The sequence below is a fragment of the Candidatus Methylomirabilota bacterium genome (assembly GCA_036005065.1).
In the GTDB taxonomy this organism is placed as follows: domain Bacteria; phylum Methylomirabilota; class Methylomirabilia; order Rokubacteriales; family DASRDR01; genus DASYQW01.
Genome location: DASYQW010000062.1, coordinates 39,912 through 57,404 on the forward strand (window position 1 = coordinate 39,912; position 17,493 = coordinate 57,404).

A 17,493-nucleotide genomic window follows, 5' to 3' on the forward strand; every position below is an offset into this window, starting at 1 on the left:
GACGAAGCTGCGGCGCCCCACCGGCCCCGGGCCACGCCCTGGATGATAGCGTGAAGGGCTAACGCATGTTGCCGGTATGGCCGAGCGAGTAGCGGCCGGGCTGGGGCCATACCGTGAGACCGTGCGGCTCCTTGCCCACCGGGATACTCGTGACCTCACCCGACTCGGTATCGATCGCGTAGACGACGTCGTCGTACCGGCCCGAGAGCCACAGGGTCTTGCCGTCCGCGCTGACGTTCCCCATGTCCGGGCTGCCGCCTCCCGGGATGGGCCACGTGGCCACGAGGGCGCGGGTGGCGAAATCGAGCACGGAGACGGTGCCCGGGCCGCGCCGGGGCCCGTGCACGTGCGTCGAGCCGCGGTTGGTGACGTAGAGCTTGGTCCCGTCCCGGCTCGGGTAGAGGCCGTGCGTGCCGACCCCGGTCTTGATGAAGCCGAGCTCGGTGAAGGCCTGGCCGCCGACGAGGAACACTCCGCCGGCCCGCATGTCGGCGACGAAGAAGGTCCGGCCGTCGGGTGAGATCCGGATGTCCTGGGGCATGCCGCCTTTCGAGAGCTTCAGATAGCCGACGACCGCGCGGTTCACGAGGTCGACCTTCGCCAGGCTGCCCTGGAACTCGCAGGTGAAGATCGCGAAGCGTCCGTCGATCGAGAAGTCCGCGTGGTTGATGCCCCCGCACTGCGGCACCGCTAGTGACGCCTGGAGCGCCATCGTCTGCGGGTCGCGGAAGTCGAGGCGCTTGAGTGCCTCGGCGACCACGATCGCCGACCGGCCATCCGGCGTGAAGTACATGTTGTACGGGTCGTCGACCGGGATGGCCTTGCCCGGCCGGCCGGTCGTCGGGTCGACCGGCGTGAGGCTCCCGTCGGTCCGCCCCTCCGCGTTGTTGGTGACCCAGAGGGTCTTGAGATCGTACGAGGGCACGACGTGCTGCGGGTTCACGCCCACCCGGAACCGATCGACCACCCGGCGGATCGCCGGATCGATCACGTACACTTCATTCGACTGCAGGTTGGGCACGTAGACGCGCGCGAGGGCGGTCACGACCGCCGGGCTCAGCTTCCCGGCCCGCGTCTCGCTGTAGAGGTTAGCCGGGTCGGGCACCGGGGGCATCCCGGGCACCACCGCGACGGGAGCGGCGGGCTGCGGGACCGCCCGGGACGCGGCCACCAGGATGATGGCAAGCCCGAGCGCGACCGCGACCCCGGCGACCTCGAGCACGCGACTGCGAGCCGGATTCGTTCTCTGCATTGCTCCCTCACACGATGGCGTCACTGAAATCATCGGTGCGCGATCGACTGCCGGATCGCGTCGAGCGTGCGGGTCACGATCAGCTCGATTGCGGGCTGGCCGAGCTCGGCGCTCGCCCGGCTCGGATCGCCGTCGACCCCATCCACGTCGGGCCGGCCGGCTCCACCCGGCCACCGGCCCATCCGCACCAGGCGAGGGTCGACGGCCAGCATCAACGCCGTATCCGCGAGCCCGGCATGGCGGCCGAGTTCCTCGTCCCGGTGCCCGCGGGCCTTGAGCAGCGCATGAACTCCGGCCGTCGACGCCCGATAGTATTCCTCGACGGCGTGCACCCGAACCGGCGTCCCCGCCCACTCACGGTTCAGCCGCGTCGCCACCGCCCGCTGGCCGGCCTGGGTGGACCCGTGATCGCCGAGGAGTACCACCTCTCGAAAGCCATGGAGCCGCAGGCTTCGCACCGCCGACTCGAGCACACGCCGGAACACGTCGTCGGGCACGCTGATCGTCCCCGGAAAGCGCATGTGGCCGCTGGGCGGATCGAGGGCCCCTTCCGGCACGTACGCCATCACCGGGCCGACCAGCGCGGTGCCGAGCCGTTGCGCGATCCGCCCCGCCAGCGCCTTGACCCGCACGTTGTGTTTCCCCAGCGCCACGTGCGGTCCGCTCTGTTCGGTGCCCCCGATCGGCAGGATGATGGTCGTCTTGCCGGTCCGCACGAGGTCCCGAAGCTCCGTCCACGTCAACTCCTCGAGGAAGACCGTCTCGGGCGGCTGGGTGAAGCCGGGCCGCGCCAAGGCGGCGAGCAGGCACGTGGCCACGATCAGGGCTGTACGGAGAATACGCGGGCGGGCCCGGGACGGCGGTTCGGTGGCGACCATTCGGCCCGCGACTCCGTCTGCGACCCGAGTCGTGACGATCACTGCGTCGTGAGAGGTCATGGCCACCCCCACCTCATTGTCGCGCGTCCGTGAGCTGCAGCGGCGACCTTTCGGTGCCAGGATTCCGGCCATCGGGAAGGCGGGTGTGACCTGATCCGGGTGGCGATGTAGCCGGTCCATGGCCTCGGCATCTCCCTTCCCATAGGCCCGCAGCCACATTGCCGCGCTCTGCCCGCCCGGCTGTGTCTTGACGCGCTTTCGAAATGATGCTTTATTCCGACTACGCGCCTGACCCTGTGGTGTTCAGCCCCGAAGGTCGTGCCACTGGCCGCCCGACGTGCTCCGCCGCCATCGCGAGTGGATGGTGAGCGCGGCGGCGCTCGCCGTCCTGGCGTGCCGGCGCGCGCGGGTCACCCTCGGGTTCGTGGAGAGCGACGGCTGCCCGCGCGTGATCCGGGCCCGGGTGAGGGCCGGCCGACGCCGGCCGGGGACACGACGCTGAAACCGCACCGCTCCGCTCTGCTGACGGTCGTCTACCCGATCACCGATGTCCGGGGGCGCGCCGCGGATCGGGTGCGGACGTGGACAGAAGGACAGACGCTGGCACGCAGGCGCTATCGCGTCGTGGTCGCCTCCGAGGGCGCCGATCCCTCGCAGGAACGCGAGGTCGAGGCGCTGCTCGGCCCTCAGGACGCGCTGATGCGTGTGCCGGGCGCGTGCGACGCGGCACTCTGGAATGCCGGCGCGGCCCGGGCCGGCACGCCCTGGCTCGTCTTCACCGAAGGGCACTGCCGGGCTGACCCCGGCTGTCTCGAGGCGGTCGCCCGGTGGGTCACCACCGGCCCCGTCGAAGGAGCCGCGAACTTCGTGGTGCGGCACGATGGCGACTCCCTGCTCTCCCGCCTCAGCGAACGTTGGTTCGGCGAAATCGACGCTCAATGGCGGGCGCCGGGCGCCTGGCGCCGCGTGCACCGCGCCGGGTTCGCGATCCGCGCTGAGGTATTCGAGGCGGTTGGTGGCTTCGAGCCCCGGTACGGACAGTTCGCTCCTCCCTTCCTGTCCGCCCGGCTCCACGCGCGGGGGGTCGCCATCGGAGACATCCTGGACGCCGCGATCGTGCACGAAGACAGCGAGCGGATGCGAAGCCACCACGCCGACTCCGCCAATCACGCCCGCGGTGAGTTCGAAGCCCGCTCGCGCACGGACCCGGTGTTCTTCGAGCGGTACTTCGGCCACGCGCCGCTCTGGGCCAACCAGCTCCGCTGCCGGCCCGCGTCCGCGCGAGTCATGGTCCGGGCCGTCGTGGCGGCGGCCGTCGCGTCGCCTGGCCGGCTCGGGACGCTGGCCGCCCGCCTACGATCGCTGGCGAGCCCGGCCGTCGTGGGCGTGACCCCGCAGATGATGCTGCACCGCCTCGCCGTCGCCTTCGACGAGCTCGCGGTCGGGCGACTCCCGCTGCCCGCGGCGTGGCGGTGGTCACGCTTCCTCCGCGCGCACGCCCGGGTTGTCCGGCTCGCGCAGCTGGACTGGGTCCGCCGCCAGGACGGGTCCCCTCCGGTCCGCCGTGCCGTCGGCCGATGGCCGGTCGAGTCCCTCGGTCCGGAGACGATCGTGGGTGTGCACGGGCTCGAGCAACTGGGGGACCGGCCGTTCCGCTGGACGGAGCCGGTCGTGCTGCTGCGGCTGGCCCCGCCCGAGGGCGAGCACGAGCTGCACATCGAGACGGGTCGATTGCGCGGCTGCCCGCTGGACGCCGTGGTCGCGGTGGTCGTCGGCGGCCGCGTGCTCCCGCGCGCACTGCTGGACGCCGACGAGCACGGCAGGCTCGTCATACGGCTCCCGTCGGGCTGGTCGGCGGCGGCGCGCGACGGGACGGTCCTCGTCTGTTCTCCGCTGGACGCCGCGCAGGGGCGGCCCCCGGACCCGCGGCCCCTGGGCCTTCCGGTCCTGTCGATCGCCGTGACGCCGCGGCACGCCGGGCCCCGGGGCGCGCCGGCGCCGGCGTGAGCCGCGTCGGCGCCGGCGACGTGGGGCGAGACGAAGGGCCTCCCCTTTCGTCTTGAACCGGGGTATTTTCCGTCTGGGCTTACCCGGGACGACCGAGGTGGGAGGGGGCCTTGCGGGCCCCGAGGAGGAACGCCATGCGATGGCAACGGATGCTGGGAGCGCTCGGACTGACCCTGATCCTCGTGGCCCTGATGCCGCCGGCGTCGGCCCAGGACGTGGTGAAGCTCGCCATCGTGGCCGAGATCACGGGCGGCGGGGCGCCCTCGGGAACCATGTGGCGCGACGGGGTCATCCTGGCGGTGGAGGACATCAACAAGAAGGGGGGCATCCTGGGGCGACGCCTGGAGAGCCTCGTCATGGATACCCAGTCGGATCCCCCCACCTCGGTGGCGGTGATGCGCCGCGCCATCAACGAGCACCCCCTCGCCGTCATGGGCACGGTGTACAGCTCCAGCACCGTGGCCAACATGGAGATCGCCCGCCAGGCCGGCATCCCGCAGATCAGCGGGTCGGAGTCGGTGCTCGTCGTGCAGAAGGGGAATCCGAACATCTTCCTGACGTCCTTCAGCCAGCAGGTCGGGTTCGCCAAGCTGGTTCGCTGGCTGGTGGAGGATCTCAAGGCGGACAAGATCGCGCTGATCTACGTGAACAACGCCTTCGGCCGGGGCGGCCGGGAGATGCTCCTGAAGTTCCTCAAGGACCGCGGCAAGTCGGTGCTGGCCGACATCTCCACCGAGGTGCAGCAGGCGGACTTCACCCCGGAGCTGACGCGGGTGCGGGCCTCGGGGGCCACGCACCTCATGGTCTACAACCACGAGGAGGAGAACGCGCGGATCATGATCCAGCTCCGCAAGCTGGCCCTCAACGTCGAGGCGGTCGGTGACAACCTCTGCGCCCAGACCACCGTGGACGCGGGCGGCGAGGCGATGAACGGCGCCAAGTGCCACGTCCCGATGACGGCGCTCTCCCCGGTCCCGAGCATGGTGGAGGTGGGCCGGCGGCTCCAGGAGAAGTACGGACGGGTCCCCGATCACAACGCATTCAAGGCCTACATCGGTACCCACATGCTCAAAGCGGCGATCGAGCGGGTGGGCGCATTCGATCAGGCCAAGGTCCGGGATTGCCTTCACAACAACCTGTTCACGGCGGCCGAGGAGCCCGGGCTGCTCATGGACGTGTACGTGGACGAGAAGGGAGACGCCGACCGGGCCAGCTTCATCGTCGAGGTGCAGAACCGGCAGTCGAAGGTCATCAAGGTCGTGCCCATGCTGGGCGGGCCCTACACCAAGCGGCCCTGCCGCTAGGGCCGCCGGCCTGCGCATTCGGTCAGTTGAAGAGGCGCGGGAGGAACGTGACGAGCGTGGGCACGTAGGTGATCAGCAGAAGCACGACGATCATGATCAACAACTGTGGCGCCAAGGGACGAAGCACCGTCGTGACCGACCGGCCCGACAGCCCGCACGCCACGAACAGGGTCACCGCGACGGGCGGCGTGACCATGCCGATGCAGAGTCCCACGACGAGCACAACCCCGAAGTGGACGGGATCCAGTCCCAGGTCCTGCACGACGGGCATCAGGATCGGCGTGATGATCAGCAGGGTCGCGGTGCTCTCGAGCGAGGTGCCGGCGATCAACACCAGGACATTGATCAGTAGCAGAGTGACCGCCGTACTGGAGGAGATGGACAGGAGCATCCGGGTGAAGGCCTGGGGGATCTCCTCACTCGTCATGACCCAGCCGAACAACCCCGAGATCGCCACGATGAACATCACCATGGCGGCGACGGTGGCCGCTCGGCGCAGGATCGCGGGCAGGTCGCGAACTCTGAGCTCACGGTAAAGGACCAACTCGACGAAGAGCCCATAGAACACGGCGACCGCGGCGGCCTCGGTCGGCGTGAACACGCCGCCGAGGATCCCGGCCATGATGATCAGCACCAGCCCCAGCGCGGGGAGCGCCCGGATCCCGGTCCGGACCACATGGCGGAGGCTTGCGGCTTGGTCACCCCGATAGGCCGCGCCCCCGGTCCGCGCGTACAGGTACGTCACGAGCATGAGCGACAACCCGATCAGGATTCCGGGGATCACGCCGCCCAGGAACAGCGCCCCCACGGACACGCCGCTCAGATAGCCGAAGATCACCATCAGGACGCTCGGGGGAATGATGGGCCCCATCGTGCCGGCCGACGCCTGGATCGCGGTGGCGAAATCCGGGTCGTACCCCTTCCGGATCATGGCCGGGATCATGAGCGAGCCGACGGCCGCCGTGTCCGCGGTGGCCGAGCCCGAGATGCCGGAGAATAGCATGGACGACAAGACCGTGACGTGGGCCAGGCTGCCCCGGATGTGGCCTACGAGTGCCGACGAGAACTCGACGATCCGCCGGGCGGATCCTCCGACGGTCATCAGCTCACCCGTGAGCATGAACAATGGCGCCGCGAGCAGCGGGAAGCTGTCGAGCGCCACGACCATCCGCTGGGCAGCCAGGGTCATCGGCAGGTCGCCGATGTAGAGCATCCCGGCGACGGACGCCACCCCGAGGGCAAAGCCGATCGGCATGTTGAGCACGACGAGGGTGAACATCCCACCAAAGAGAATCAGCCCGATCATCGCGCCTGTCTCGGGTGTGACGCGGGCCTAGGCGTGTGGAGCCCGGCGCTCACCGGGACCCGTCGGTTCCCCGGCAAGGCTCTGGCCGCCCAGGGCCTGAATGCCGATCTCCAGGAGCATCAGCCCCGCACCGAGGGGCACCGCGGCGTAGACGTAGCTCATGGGCATGCCGAGGGCCGGCGATGCCTGCGCGTGGGTCACTCGGGTGAGCTCGATCCCGCCGATGAACAGCACGCCGAGGAGCACGCCCATCGCGACCAGGACGCCGACTCCAACCGCCCGGCCGAGGGACGCCGGCACATACTGCATGAAGAGGTCCACCCCGAGATGGCCGCGCTCCCTCAGACACGTTTCCGCCCCCAGCAGCGACAGCCAGACGAAGCTGAAGCGAGACACCTCCTCGGACCAGGCGAGCGGGAGGTTGAAGAAGTACCGCGTGATGACGCCGACGAAGATCACCGAGGCAAACAACGCCAGCAGAAGCCGCACGAGTCCGTCCACGGCCACGTCCACCCGGCGCTTGACGCGAAGCAGGGCCTCCACAATCCTCCCTCCACCGGACGCCCGCGTCGCGTGGCGCGCGGCGCGGAATGGCGATCCTTACTTCGTCTCGAGCACCGCCTGGATCTTGTCCTTTCCGACCTTGTCCTCGTATTCCTTCCAGACCGCCGCCATGGCGCGCGTGAACTTCTCTCGCTCGGCCGCGCTCACCGTATAGACCTGGACGCCTTCCTTCTTCAGGTCGTCGATGATCCGCTGATCGAGCTCGCGCTGAGCCCGCCGCTGAGACGGGGTGGCCTCATCGGCCGCTTCCTGGAGCGCCCGCTGCAGGTCAGGGCTGAGCGCGCTGTAGAACTTCTCGCTCACCAGGAGCTCCACCGTCAGCTTGAAGAGCGGGAGCAGCGTCAGGTGCTTCGCGACCTCGTAGTGCTTCAACTGCTTGTAGAAGACGGGCGGGCTGTCACCCCCGTCCACGACGCCCTGCTGGAGCGCGGAGTACTGCTCGGCCGAGCTCATCGGCACGCCCCGGGCGCCGAGCGCCGTGTAGATCGAGATGTGCATGGGACTTTCCATCGTCCGGAACTTCATCCCCTTGATGTCGTCCAGGCTCTTGATCGGCCGCCGGGCGTAGGGGCCGCGCCATCCCCCGTCCCAGTACGCCAACGGCCGCAGGCCCTTGCCGGTCAGCTCGTCACGGAGCCCCTTGCCGAGCGGCCCCCCGACGACTTTGTCCCAGTGGTCGTCGTCGCGGAAGATGAACGGCAGGTCGAAGAGCAACACGCGAGGCGCGTACCGGCTGAGCGGCGCATTGGCCGTCACCGCCATCTGCAGGGTGCCGAGCTGCAGGCCTTCGGCGAGGTCGCGCTCGTTTCCGAGCTGACTGTTGGGGAAGATCTTGACCTCGATGCGTCCCTTGCTCTTCTCGGCCACCTTCTGGGCAAACTCCGCGGCGCCGAGGTGATACGGGTTTTCGACCGGCACGACGTGCCCCAGCTTGATCACGATCTTCTCCGCGGCTGAGCTCACGCCGGGAGGCGACACTGCCCAGAAGACCAGGATGCTGAGGCCAAGGAGTCCCGCTGGCCACTTTTTCGGTCGATGCCGCACGTTCCCCATGCCACCCTCCACGTCAGAGATGCTGGTTGAGACTGCTACTCGGGCGCTACACGGTCGATCGCCAAGTCCCGGACCTTTCAGGTCTTCAGGCCGAGCCGCCGGGCGAGGTTGCCGCCGAGGACGAGGGCTCGTTCGTCGGGGTCGGCAAAGATGCTCTCCACGATCGCGTGCTTCACCGCCGGTGACGCGAACGGGCAATCGCTCCCGGCGACGAACCGGGCTGCCCCGTAACACTCGTGGGCTTCCTTGACGGTCGCCCACTCAGGACACGCCGTAAGGTCCAGTAACACGTTCGGGTACGGCCCCACCACGTGGGCGACGGTCTTCCCTCCCCAGATATACCCGGCGTGCGCCATCAGGAAGAGCAGCTCCGGAAAGTCCTTCGCCAAGTCAGCGATCGCCTCCGGCGTGTTGTACGTCGAATCCGCCGCGCCATGGACGACGATCGCCAGCGGCGTTCCCGTCTGGCTTTGGAGGCTCGTGAGCTTCTCCATGATCTGCCGCACGGTCCAGTGGTTGACGGGGTATCCGTGCTCGCGCGGATGCATCTTGATGCCCCGCAGGCCGAGGGTCTGGATGATCCGTTCGCACTCCTCGAGGGCGATGTTGCGCGTGACCCGATCGAACGCCTGGCCCCGTCGATCCCAGGGATAGCTGTAGGCCCGCGGCGGCTGGAGCCACGGGTTGATGGTTCCGAGACCGACCACACGACCGGGGAACATCCGCTGGATCCTGGCGACGTAATCATTCCCGATGTAGGGGTTCCAGTCCGGCGAGCGGTGGCAGGCACCCTGGTTCACCTGAAAGACGAACTGGATGTCGATGCCGCCTCGATCCATCCAGGGGATGAGCTCCTCCTCGGCGATGAACGTGCACGTGGAGCTCACGCCGATGTGGCCGTGGCTGTCGATCACCGGCCAACCGCTTGCGGAGGGCATTCAGGCTTGCTCCCGCGGCCGCCCGCCGCCCGGGCGCGTGAGGAACGCCAGGATGTACCCTTTCGACGTGGCCAGATGAGCGCGGAGCAGCCGGGTCGTCTTCTCGGGATCCCGCCTCGTCACCGCCGCCAGGATCGCCTGGTGTTCCTTGTGGGCGGCGGGACCCCGTTCCCGCGGCAGCTCACTGATGCGGAGCTTCATGATGATCCGGTCGAAGATCTGCTCGAGCATGCGGAGGAGCAATTGGTTGCCGGCCAGAGCCACGAGACTGAGATGGAGCCTCTTGTCTTCCAGGAACCGATCCCGCTCGGGCTTGTCGACCGCACGGCCGTAGTTTTCGGTCGCCTGGCTCAGCGCCCTGAGGTCTGCCTCGCTCGCGCGCGGGATCCCGACGGTCACGGCGTAGGTTTCGATCGCCTCGCGCGCCTCGAAGAGCTCTCGGGCTTCGTCGGCCGTGATCTCGGCCACGAAATAACCCCGATTGGGCTGATGCACGACGAAACCTTCCCGCTCGAGCTTGAACAGGGCCTCGCGAAGGGGGGTCAGGCTCACTTCGAGCTTCTCGGCCACCTCGACCAAACCCAGCTTCTGGCCCGGCTCCAGCTCATGGTGGGTGATGAGCCGCCTCAGCCGGCCGTACACCTGGCCGGCCAGGCTCAATCGCTTGACCCGAGGGATTTGGAGGGCGATCACGGCGGCACTTTATCTTTTATCAAATCTTGGGTCAAGGGCCCCTGCCGGCCGGGCGCCCACCGGCTCGAGGTCCGCCGGCGAGGGTGGTCACTCGCGCATCGCGCCTCGAGCCACGAAAGGGCTCCTCTTTCCTCCTGAAGTGCGTTATTTTCCTCTGGGACCGGTCGCCGCGCCAGGCCCGGTTCGTCCGCGGCGCCCGGTGACAGGGAGCGTTTCAGCATGACGGACGTCCTCCAGCTCTTCGTGGCCGGTGTCTCCATCGGCGCCATTTATGCCCTGGCGGCGATCGGCTTCGTGCTCCTGTGGCAGACCTCCAACACCATCAACTTCGCCCAGGGCGAGTTCGTCGTGCTCCCGGCATTCGTGATGGTCCTGTTCCTGACCGTGTTCCGCCTGCCCTTCGCCGCCGCGTTCGTGGCCACGCTGCTCGTGTCGACCCTGCTTCTCGGCCTGCTGGTCAAGAAGGTGCTGGTGGACCGGCTGCTCCGGGCCGGGGTCTTGCCTCTGGTGATCGCCACCATCGGCCTGAGCATGCTGATCCGCTACTCGCTCCAGCAGTTCTGGACCCCGCTGGCCTTGCCGTTCCCGGCGATCTTCTCCCGGGTGCCGATCCGCCTGGGCGGCGTGATCGTCTCCCCCGAGGAGCTGATGAACGTCCTCACCGCCGCCCTCGTCATCGGGGCCCTGCAGCTCTTCATCCGGCGGACGAAGCTGGGGTGGGCCATGCAGGCCGTGGCCCAGAACCGGGGCCTCGCGTCGGTGCTGGGGATCAATGTCTCCCGGCTGGTGGCCTTGACCTTCATGCTGAACGCGGCGCTGACCGCGGTGGCGGCGATCCTGATCGCCCCCGTCTATCTCGTGAAGTACGACCTCGGCATCGGGCTCGGCCTGAAGGCGTTCTACGCGGCGATCATCGGCGGCTTCAACCAGATCCGGGGCGCGCTGCTGGGCGGGCTGCTGGTGGGGCTGGTCGAGACCTATTCGGCGGCCTACATCTCGAACCAGTTCCGCGACGCCTTCGCCCTCGTCATCCTGATCGGCGTCCTCCTGTTCAAGCCCGAGGGGCTCTGGGGCGTCCGGGAAGAGTGGGCGTAGGCCGGCATCGCGCATGCGGGCCTGGCGGACGCTGGGGGTCCTGGCGGGAGCGGCGGTCCTCCTGCTGGTCCCGCTGGCGCTCGAGCAGTACAAGCTCTACCTGGCCAGCCTGACGCTGGTCTACCTGATCATGGCGATCGGCCTGAACCTGACCCTGGGCTACGCGGGACAGATCTCCCTGGCCCACGCGGCGTTCATGTCCTTCGGGGCCTACGCGGTGGCGATCCTCGGCCCCCTGGGCGTGCCGTTCGAGGCCGGCCTCCTCGCCGGCGCCCTCATCGCGTTCTTCTGGGGATGCCTGCTCGGGTTCCCGGCCCTCAAGGTCAAGCACCACTACCTGGCCATGGTGACCCTGGGCTTCAACATCATCGTGTTCCTGGTGCTCCGGAACTGGGAGTCGCTCAGCAGCGGCTCCTTCGGGATCTCGGGAATCGCGCGACCCCGATGGGGCCCCGTCGGGTTCCAGTCGGACCGCGCGTACTACTACTACATCCTGGGCTGGACCCTGCTGGTGGTCGCCTCGGCCCACTGGATCCTTCACTCCCGGTGGGGGCGGGCCTTCCGGGCCATCCGGGAGAACGAGATGCGGGCCCAGGTGGTCGGCGTGAGTCTGCGGAACTACAAGGTCATGGCCTTCGCCATCGGCTCGGCCTACGCCGGGGTCGGCGGTGCGTTGTTCGCCCCGTTGCTCGGCTACATCGACCCCGGAGCCTTTAGCCTGGACCGGTCCATCCAGTTCCTGATGATGGTGGTCATGGGTGGGCTGGGGCGCTTCGAGGGGCCGTTCATCGGGGCGGCCGTGGTGACCCTCCTGCCCGAGGCGCTCCGGGCCTCCGAGGGGCTCTACCTCATCATCTTCTCGCTGTCGGTCATCCTCATGATGCTCTTCATGCCGAGAGGGCTGGTCGGCGTCTGGGACTGGCTGATCGCGAGGGTGACGCGCCGGGGGCTCGGTCCGGCCCACCCGCCGGCCCCGCCGGAGCCGGCCACGATCGTCGAGCCGAAGTAATCGCGGACCGGAGCCAACACGGTGTCGCTTCTGGAGATCGACCAGCTCAGCAAGAGCTTCTTCCATCTGTCGGCGCTCAGCCTGGTGAGCCTCAGCGTCGAGCCGGGTGATCTCCTGGGGGTGATCGGGCCGAACGGTTCCGGCAAGACCACCCTCTTCAACTGCGTGACCGGGGTCCTGCGCCCCTCGGCGGGCCAGGTGCGCTTCAAGGGCGAGGACATCACCCGGCTCAGGGCCGACGCCGTGTGCCATCGGGGGATCTCCCGCACCTTTCAGCTCATCCAGCTCTTCCCGGAGATGACCGTGCTGGAGAATCTGCTCATGGCGGCGCAGGAACAGAAGGGGACGCTGTGGAGCCGCCTGATCAGGCGGGACGAGAGGGAGGAGCGGGACCGGGCGCTCGGCCTGGTGGACTACCTGGGGCTCTCCGGGGTCAAGGACCAGATGGCGGCGAACCTCTCCTACGGGCAGCAGAAGCTCCTGGACTTCGGGATGGCGTTGATGCCCGACCCGCCGCTGATCCTGCTCGACGAGCCCATGGCCGGGGTGAATCCTACCATGATCCAGGCCCTGGTCAGCCACATCCGGGATCTGAACCGCCGGGGATATACCTTCGTCGTCATCGAGCACAACATGGAAGTGGTGATGGCGCTCTGCCGCCGCATCGTGGTCCTCTGCCAGGGCGAGAAGATCGCGGAGGGCACACCGGCGGAGATCCATGACAACCCGGCCGTCATGGATGCCTACTTCGGGCGCTAGGGCCGTGGCCCGACCAGGCGGCTAGATGGCGCTGCTGGAGGTGCGCGACCTCCACGCCGGCTACGGCAAGATGGAGATCCTCCACGGCGTCAGTCTCGCGGTGGAGGCGGGACAGGTCGTCTCCATCATCGGGCCCAACGGGGCCGGCAAGTCCACGGTCTTCAGGACCGTCTTCGGGCTGCTGCCGGCGCGGCGGGGGCGCGTGCTGTTCGCGGGGGCCGAGGTGACGAATCGCCCCCCCGAGGCGCTCCTCCGCCAGGGGATGGCCTTCGTGCCCCAGGGACGCAACGTCTTTCCCCTGATGACGGTGGAACAGAATCTCCTCCTGGGCGCCTACATCCGCCGGCGCTCGCCCGAGCTCCTGGACGCGGTCGAGCGGGTGTACGGGACCTTCCCCGTCCTGCGCGAGAGGCGGAAGGCGCGGGCGGGAGACCTGTCCGGCGGCCAGCAGCAGATGCTGGAGATGGGCCGGGCACTCCTGCTCCAGCCCAAGCTGATCCTCCTCGACGAGCCGACCCTGGGCCTGGCGCCGCTGGTGTTCAGGGAAATCTTCCGGATCATCGAAGGCCTGCGGCGAGAGGGCCAGACCATCCTCATGGTGGAGCAGAACGCGGCCAAGGCGCTGGAGATCTCGGACTACGCCTACGTCCTGGAGCTGGGACGAAACCGCTACGAGGGGTCGGGGGAGGCCATCCGGAACGACGAGCGGGTGAAGCGCCTCTACCTGGGGCGCTGAGAAGGTCGGAGGGGGTGTCGGAACACTCCCTCCGGGACCCCAAGGATCGTCGCGGCGGCGAAGCCGCCGCTCGGAGCGGAAGATCCGGCGGCGGAGTGGTAAGGGTAAGCTCGAGAGCCACAACCGGCGCATTCCTTCGCAGGCGCTGAGGGGACATTCGTCATGAACGCGGTCACGTCGCGGAACATCAAGTTCATCAGCCACTCGGACCAGGGCGGTCGGGGCGACGGCGTCCAGATCATGGTCCACCGCGGCTATGCCTACATCGGCCACACGTTCAGCAACGGCATCACCGTGCTGGACGTGCGCGATCCCAGGCGCCCGAGGGCGGTCGAGTTCATCCCCTGCCCGCCGAACACCCGGGCCATTCACCTGCAGACCCACGACGACCTGCTGCTGGCCACCAACCTGCCGAGCGTGTGGACCATGCAGGTCCTGAGCGAGAAGGAGTACTTCGCCGGGTCGCCCGCCGACACGCTCCGGGAGCGGGGCGCCGACTTCACGGCCGGGCTGCGCGTGTTCGACATCTCGCGGCCCGAGAAGCCCCGCGAGATCGCCTTCATGCCGATCGACGGGATGGGCCCGCACCGGATCTGGTGGGTCGGTGGCCGCTACGCCTACCTCTCCGCGCACTTCGCCGAGTTCACCGACCACGTCCTCGCCATCGTCGACGTGTCGGAGCCGACCCGCCCCTCGGTCGTCGGCCGGTGGTGGCTCCCCGGCATGTGGCGGGCCGGGGGCGAGACACCGACCTGGCGCCCGGGCCGCCGGTACGCGCTTCACCACGCCCTGGTGGCCGGTCCGCTCGCCTACGGCGCCTGGCGCGACGGCGGCCTCACCGTCCTCGACGTCGGCGACCCGACCCGGCCGACGCTCCTCGCCCACCGGAACTGGGACCCGCCCTTCGGCGGGGCGACGCATTCACCGCTGCCGCTGCCCGATCGGAACCTGCTGGTGGTCGCCGACGAGGCCAACTTCGCCGACTGCAGCCAGGGTCTGCGGTACACCTGGGTCTTCGACGTGCGGGAGCCGGGCAATCCGGTGAGCATCGCGACCTTCCCCATGCCCTCGGAGGCCGACTACTGCGCCAAGGGAGGGAACTTCGGCCCCCACAATCTGCACGAGAATCGGCCGGGGGCGTTCCAGAGCTCCCGCTTCGTCTTCGAGACCTTCTACAACGCCGGCGTGCGGGTCTTCGACCTCGACAATCCGTTCCAGCCGCGCGAGGTGGGGTACTACGTGCCGCCCGATCCCGAGCGCATGATGGACCCGCGCCCCAACCGGCCCCGCGTGATCCAGTCCTGCGACTGCTACGTCGACCCGAACGGCGTCATGTACCTGACCGACACCAACGCCGGCCTCCACATCCTCCAGTTCGAGGGCCCCTGAACGGCGCCCGGCGCTGCTCGGGTCCGGCGCGGGAGCCGCGGCTCACACGCGCGCGAAGAGCTCCTCGACGGTGAGGCGTCGGCGCGTCAGGCCCTGCTCCCAGGCATAGCGCGTCAGCCGATCGAGGGAGGGCCGGCTGTCGGCGACGGTGTACGGCCAGGGATCGCGGCCGAGCACCGCCCGCTCCTCTTCTCGCTCCAGGCTGCCGAACGCCTGACCCAGCCGGGCCGGCTGGGCCGCGTACCGGAAGTACCACTGCTTGGACTCCTCGAAGAGGTCACGGACGAGGGCGGCCAGTCGCGGGAACTCTTCGAGCAGGGCGTCCCGGATGACGACGGTGTGGAGGATCGGAAAGTCTCCCGTCCGCCGGAAATAGTCGATCGCCACGCGTTTGGGATCGGGAAAGAGCCGGCGGATGTGGGCGGCGCCCTCGAGGAACGCGTCCGGGACGATGGGAAGCGCCAGGACGTCCACCTCCTTCTCCAGGATCAGCTGGTCGGGACCCTTGCCGGCCGGGGCCGACCGCAGCCGGACCGCGGGAGGTGGCACGAAGGGCAGGGCTTCGTCCCGCAGCCGGATCCACTCGATGGCCTCCGGTGGGAGGCTGAACTCATGTTGAAGGTACCCGCGTAACCACAGGGCCACGCTGTTCTGGTAACGACTGATCAGCACCCGCTTGCCCGACAGGTCCCGGGGCTCGGTGATACGATCATCGGTCCGGCAGAAGAGTAGCTGCTGGACGAACATCCGGCGCGGAAAGACCGGAATCGCCGTGAACCGGCAGTCCCCCGCGTCGCGGAGGCCCAGGTACTGAGAGATGGAGTATTCGGCCACGTCGAACTCGTGGCGGAGCATCCGCTCGTGGCGCTCTTCGGTCGGGACGACGACGACCCGGATCGCGCAGTCCGGCCGGGTAACGCGCCCGGAGACGAGCGCCCGGGTGAGGTCCGTCTCCTCGAGGGCGAGCGTCAGGCCACGCGCGCTCACCGCGGCCCTCCGTCTACCTGGGGAGCGCTCCCATCTGGCGCAGCACGGTCGCCAGGTCGAAGTAGATGTACTCTCCGCGGAGTTTGTCGCCCCTGAATTCCCAGATGACGGCCGTCCGCACCCGGACCCGCTTGCCGGTCGGCTCTCTCCCCATGAAGGGGCCGAGGTGCGTGCCGGTCCACTCGTTCTCGGTCACCGCGTACTTCGGCCCCATGGCGATGATGCGCCGGATCCGGACCTTGAAATCGGGGAAGCCCGTCCACTGCTCGCGATAGCGCCGCTCCACGGCCTTGGGACCGATGTAAGGCCGGGGCGCGCACATGACGATCGTGGAGCAATCCTTGGTCATGCCGGCCAGCAGGCCATCGATGTCCTGCGTGCTCTCCTGCCGGATGTGATCGCGGATCGTCTTCAGACGATGCGCGGCCGGATTCGCGCGGGTCGCGGCGCGTCGGGCCATCGCTCCTCCTTGTGCGGAGTTTCATTTCGGGGCTTTGCTCGTGAGCAGGTGGGTGTCGGCCATCAGACGGGCATACTCCCGGAGCTCGGGAGTCCCAACCCCGGTGGTCAGCGTCGCGGTCACCCGTTCTCGGAGCAGATAGAGGGGAATCCCCGGCAGCAGCGACTCGAGCGCCGCGGCGAGGGGCATCCAGTTCTCGTAGATCTCGTAGCCGTGCGAGTTTCCGTTGAGGACGTTCAGTCCCAGCGTTTTGGCCTTCCGGACCAGCGGGTGGTCGCGCCGGAGCCGGCCCTTGGCCGCGATCAGGGTGTCGATGTCCGGGTGGCTTCGCAGAATCTGCTCGAGGAGCGCGGGATTGAAGCCCGAGTGGGGCGCGAACTGGACCACCCGGGACACCGGCGAGTCCTTCGATCCTAAAAGGATCTCGACCTTGGTTCTCACGAGCGTCTCTTCGAGCTGGTGGTCGTTGCGGACGCGACGCTCCGCGAGCAGCATCTCGTCCTCTTCCCGCACGTTCATCAGCCGCTCGACCCGGCCGCACATGTCGCCAAGCGTGTGGATGCCGGGCAGCACCTCCCCGACGTAGACGTTGACGCCCGGGTTGCCCAGGTAGCTGGTGTAGATCGTCTTGGCGACGAAGCCGTGGAGGTAGGACACGCCAGGGTGAGTCCCGTGGAAGGCCTCGTGGAACTCGAAGAGGGAGATGCCATAGAGATCGAGATAGTCGCGCAGGAGCACGCCGCCGGAGCTGGCCGCATCGGCGACCGGATGATGGACGATCAGGACGTCGATCTCGAGCGCGCCGGCGAGCTCGATGAAGTTCTCCGTCAGGGACATGACCAGGCCGACCTTGCCGACGGCGTCATCGAGTCGGCCCACCACCAGGCCGGGCAGCTCGGTCACCGCCTTGCCCGGGATGTGCGAGGTCTTCGTCACGACGCAGGCATTGTTGCTGAACAGGAGATCAGCGGCCTCGACGACGACCCGACCACGAGAGATCCGGTGCAGCGCGTGCAGCACGTCGCGTACCGTGTGCGTCATCGCTTGGTTCCTTTCGGCGGAG

General features: G+C 68.5%; 18 protein-coding genes. 8 read left to right on the top strand and 10 right to left on the bottom strand.

Going from position 1 to position 17,493, the window contains the following annotated elements; all coding sequences use genetic code 11:
- Nucleotides 1-58: 58 nt before the first annotated feature.
- Nucleotides 59-1,114: a YncE family protein gene (locus VGW35_04555; GenBank protein HEV8306914.1), complete on the bottom strand. Its 1,056-nt coding sequence runs from the start codon at nt 1,112-1,114 to the stop codon at nt 59-61.
- Nucleotides 1,115-1,281: 167 nt separating this feature from the next.
- Nucleotides 1,282-2,070: a creatininase family protein gene (locus tag VGW35_04560; protein HEV8306915.1), complete on the bottom strand. Its 789-nt coding sequence runs from the start codon at nt 2,068-2,070 to the stop codon at nt 1,282-1,284.
- 397 nt (nt 2,071-2,467) lie between these two features.
- On the opposite strand from VGW35_04560, the gene VGW35_04565 reads away from it, so the two are divergent.
- The 3 genes from VGW35_04565 to VGW35_04575 all read left to right on the top strand — a co-directional run bounded on the left by VGW35_04565 (nt 2,468) and on the right by VGW35_04575 (nt 5,441).
- Entirely contained in the window at nt 2,468-2,632 is a 165-nt protein-coding gene (locus tag VGW35_04565) for a hypothetical protein (GenBank protein ID HEV8306916.1), read from the top strand.
- 71 nt (nt 2,633-2,703) lie between these two features.
- Nucleotides 2,704-4,137, top strand: a complete 1,434-nt coding sequence (locus VGW35_04570) for a hypothetical protein (protein ID HEV8306917.1) — start codon at nt 2,704-2,706, stop codon at nt 4,135-4,137.
- Nucleotides 4,138-4,271: 134 nt separating this feature from the next.
- Nucleotides 4,272-5,441, top strand: a complete 1,170-nt coding sequence (locus VGW35_04575) for an ABC transporter substrate-binding protein (GenBank protein ID HEV8306918.1) — start codon at nt 4,272-4,274, stop codon at nt 5,439-5,441.
- A 22-nt stretch (nt 5,442-5,463) separates the two neighbouring features.
- Here VGW35_04575 and VGW35_04580 read toward each other — a convergent pair whose 3' ends face one another.
- From VGW35_04580 to VGW35_04600, 5 genes are all read right to left on the bottom strand, one after another.
- On the bottom strand, nt 5,464-6,747 hold the full coding sequence (locus VGW35_04580; GenBank protein HEV8306919.1) for a TRAP transporter large permease: 1,284 nt from the start codon (nt 6,745-6,747) through the stop codon (nt 5,464-5,466).
- A gap of 27 nt (nt 6,748-6,774) precedes the next feature.
- Nucleotides 6,775-7,290 carry a TRAP transporter small permease gene (locus VGW35_04585; protein ID HEV8306920.1) on the bottom strand — a complete coding sequence of 172 codons (516 nt, stop codon included), beginning with the start codon at nt 7,288-7,290 and terminating at the stop codon, nt 6,775-6,777.
- Nucleotides 7,291-7,347: 57 nt separating this feature from the next.
- Nucleotides 7,348-8,250 carry a TRAP transporter substrate-binding protein gene (locus tag VGW35_04590; protein HEV8306921.1) on the bottom strand — a complete coding sequence of 301 codons (903 nt, stop codon included), beginning with the start codon at nt 8,248-8,250 and terminating at the stop codon, nt 7,348-7,350.
- 191 nt (nt 8,251-8,441) lie between these two features.
- Nucleotides 8,442-9,302: an amidohydrolase family protein gene (locus tag VGW35_04595; GenBank protein HEV8306922.1), complete on the bottom strand. Its 861-nt coding sequence runs from the start codon at nt 9,300-9,302 to the stop codon at nt 8,442-8,444.
- Nucleotides 9,303-9,995 carry a GntR family transcriptional regulator gene (locus VGW35_04600; protein HEV8306923.1) on the bottom strand — a complete coding sequence of 231 codons (693 nt, stop codon included), beginning with the start codon at nt 9,993-9,995 and terminating at the stop codon, nt 9,303-9,305.
- A gap of 219 nt (nt 9,996-10,214) precedes the next feature.
- Here VGW35_04600 and VGW35_04605 point away from each other — a divergent pair, with 219 nt between their 5' ends.
- The 5 genes from VGW35_04605 (at nt 10,215) to VGW35_04625 (ending at nt 14,983) form a co-directional block, all read left to right on the top strand.
- On the top strand, nt 10,215-11,090 hold the full coding sequence (locus VGW35_04605) for a branched-chain amino acid ABC transporter permease (protein HEV8306924.1): 876 nt from the start codon (nt 10,215-10,217) through the stop codon (nt 11,088-11,090).
- 13 nt (nt 11,091-11,103) lie between these two features.
- A complete protein-coding gene (locus tag VGW35_04610; GenBank protein ID HEV8306925.1) occupies nt 11,104-12,099 on the top strand; it encodes a branched-chain amino acid ABC transporter permease in 996 nt (331 codons plus the stop codon).
- Nucleotides 12,100-12,120: 21 nt separating this feature from the next.
- Nucleotides 12,121-12,858 (top strand): ABC transporter ATP-binding protein, encoded by a 738-nt coding sequence (locus VGW35_04615; protein HEV8306926.1) that lies wholly within the window; start codon nt 12,121-12,123, stop codon nt 12,856-12,858.
- A 25-nt stretch (nt 12,859-12,883) separates the two neighbouring features.
- Nucleotides 12,884-13,594 carry an ABC transporter ATP-binding protein gene (locus VGW35_04620; protein HEV8306927.1) on the top strand — a complete coding sequence of 237 codons (711 nt, stop codon included), beginning with the start codon at nt 12,884-12,886 and terminating at the stop codon, nt 13,592-13,594.
- Nucleotides 13,595-13,756: 162 nt separating this feature from the next.
- The gene (locus VGW35_04625; protein ID HEV8306928.1) at nt 13,757-14,983 is read left to right on the top strand and encodes a hypothetical protein; all 1,227 of its coding nucleotides are present in this window, start codon (nt 13,757-13,759) and stop codon (nt 14,981-14,983) included.
- 42 nt (nt 14,984-15,025) lie between these two features.
- On the opposite strand, the gene VGW35_04630 is transcribed toward VGW35_04625, so the two are convergent.
- The 3 genes from VGW35_04630 to VGW35_04640 are packed head-to-tail and all read right to left on the bottom strand — an operon-like array spanning nt 15,026 to nt 17,471.
- The gene (locus VGW35_04630; protein ID HEV8306929.1) at nt 15,026-15,970 is read right to left on the bottom strand and encodes a hypothetical protein; all 945 of its coding nucleotides are present in this window, start codon (nt 15,968-15,970) and stop codon (nt 15,026-15,028) included.
- A gap of 13 nt (nt 15,971-15,983) precedes the next feature.
- Entirely contained in the window at nt 15,984-16,430 is a 447-nt protein-coding gene (locus VGW35_04635; GenBank protein HEV8306930.1) for an ester cyclase, read from the bottom strand.
- Nucleotides 16,431-16,451: 21 nt separating this feature from the next.
- On the bottom strand, nt 16,452-17,471 hold the full coding sequence (locus tag VGW35_04640; GenBank protein ID HEV8306931.1) for a Nif3-like dinuclear metal center hexameric protein: 1,020 nt from the start codon (nt 17,469-17,471) through the stop codon (nt 16,452-16,454).
- Nucleotides 17,472-17,493: the final 22 nt, after the last annotated feature.

Bases quoted from the DNA above. Each gene is read 5' to 3' on its own strand.
- VGW35_04580 (HEV8306919.1), bottom strand. From the start codon at position 6,747: ATGATCGGGCTGATTCTCTTTGGTGGGATGTTCACCCTCGTCGTGCTC.
- VGW35_04595 (HEV8306922.1), bottom strand. From the start codon at position 9,302: ATGCCCTCCGCAAGCGGTTGGCCGGTGATCGACAGCCACGGCCACATC.
- VGW35_04605 (HEV8306924.1), top strand. From the start codon at position 10,215: ATGACGGACGTCCTCCAGCTCTTCGTGGCCGGTGTCTCCATCGGCGCC.
- VGW35_04610 (HEV8306925.1), top strand. From the start codon at position 11,104: ATGCGGGCCTGGCGGACGCTGGGGGTCCTGGCGGGAGCGGCGGTCCTC.
- VGW35_04620 (HEV8306927.1), top strand. From the start codon at position 12,884: ATGGCGCTGCTGGAGGTGCGCGACCTCCACGCCGGCTACGGCAAGATG.
- VGW35_04625 (HEV8306928.1), top strand. From the start codon at position 13,757: ATGAACGCGGTCACGTCGCGGAACATCAAGTTCATCAGCCACTCGGAC.
- VGW35_04555 (HEV8306914.1), bottom strand. From the start codon at position 1,114: ATGCCCCCGGTGCCCGACCCGGCTAACCTCTACAGCGAGACGCGGGCC.
- VGW35_04640 (HEV8306931.1), bottom strand. From the start codon at position 17,471: ATGACGCACACGGTACGCGACGTGCTGCACGCGCTGCACCGGATCTCT.
- VGW35_04635 (HEV8306930.1), bottom strand. From the start codon at position 16,430: ATGGCCCGACGCGCCGCGACCCGCGCGAATCCGGCCGCGCATCGTCTG.
- VGW35_04575 (HEV8306918.1), top strand. From the start codon at position 4,272: ATGCGATGGCAACGGATGCTGGGAGCGCTCGGACTGACCCTGATCCTC.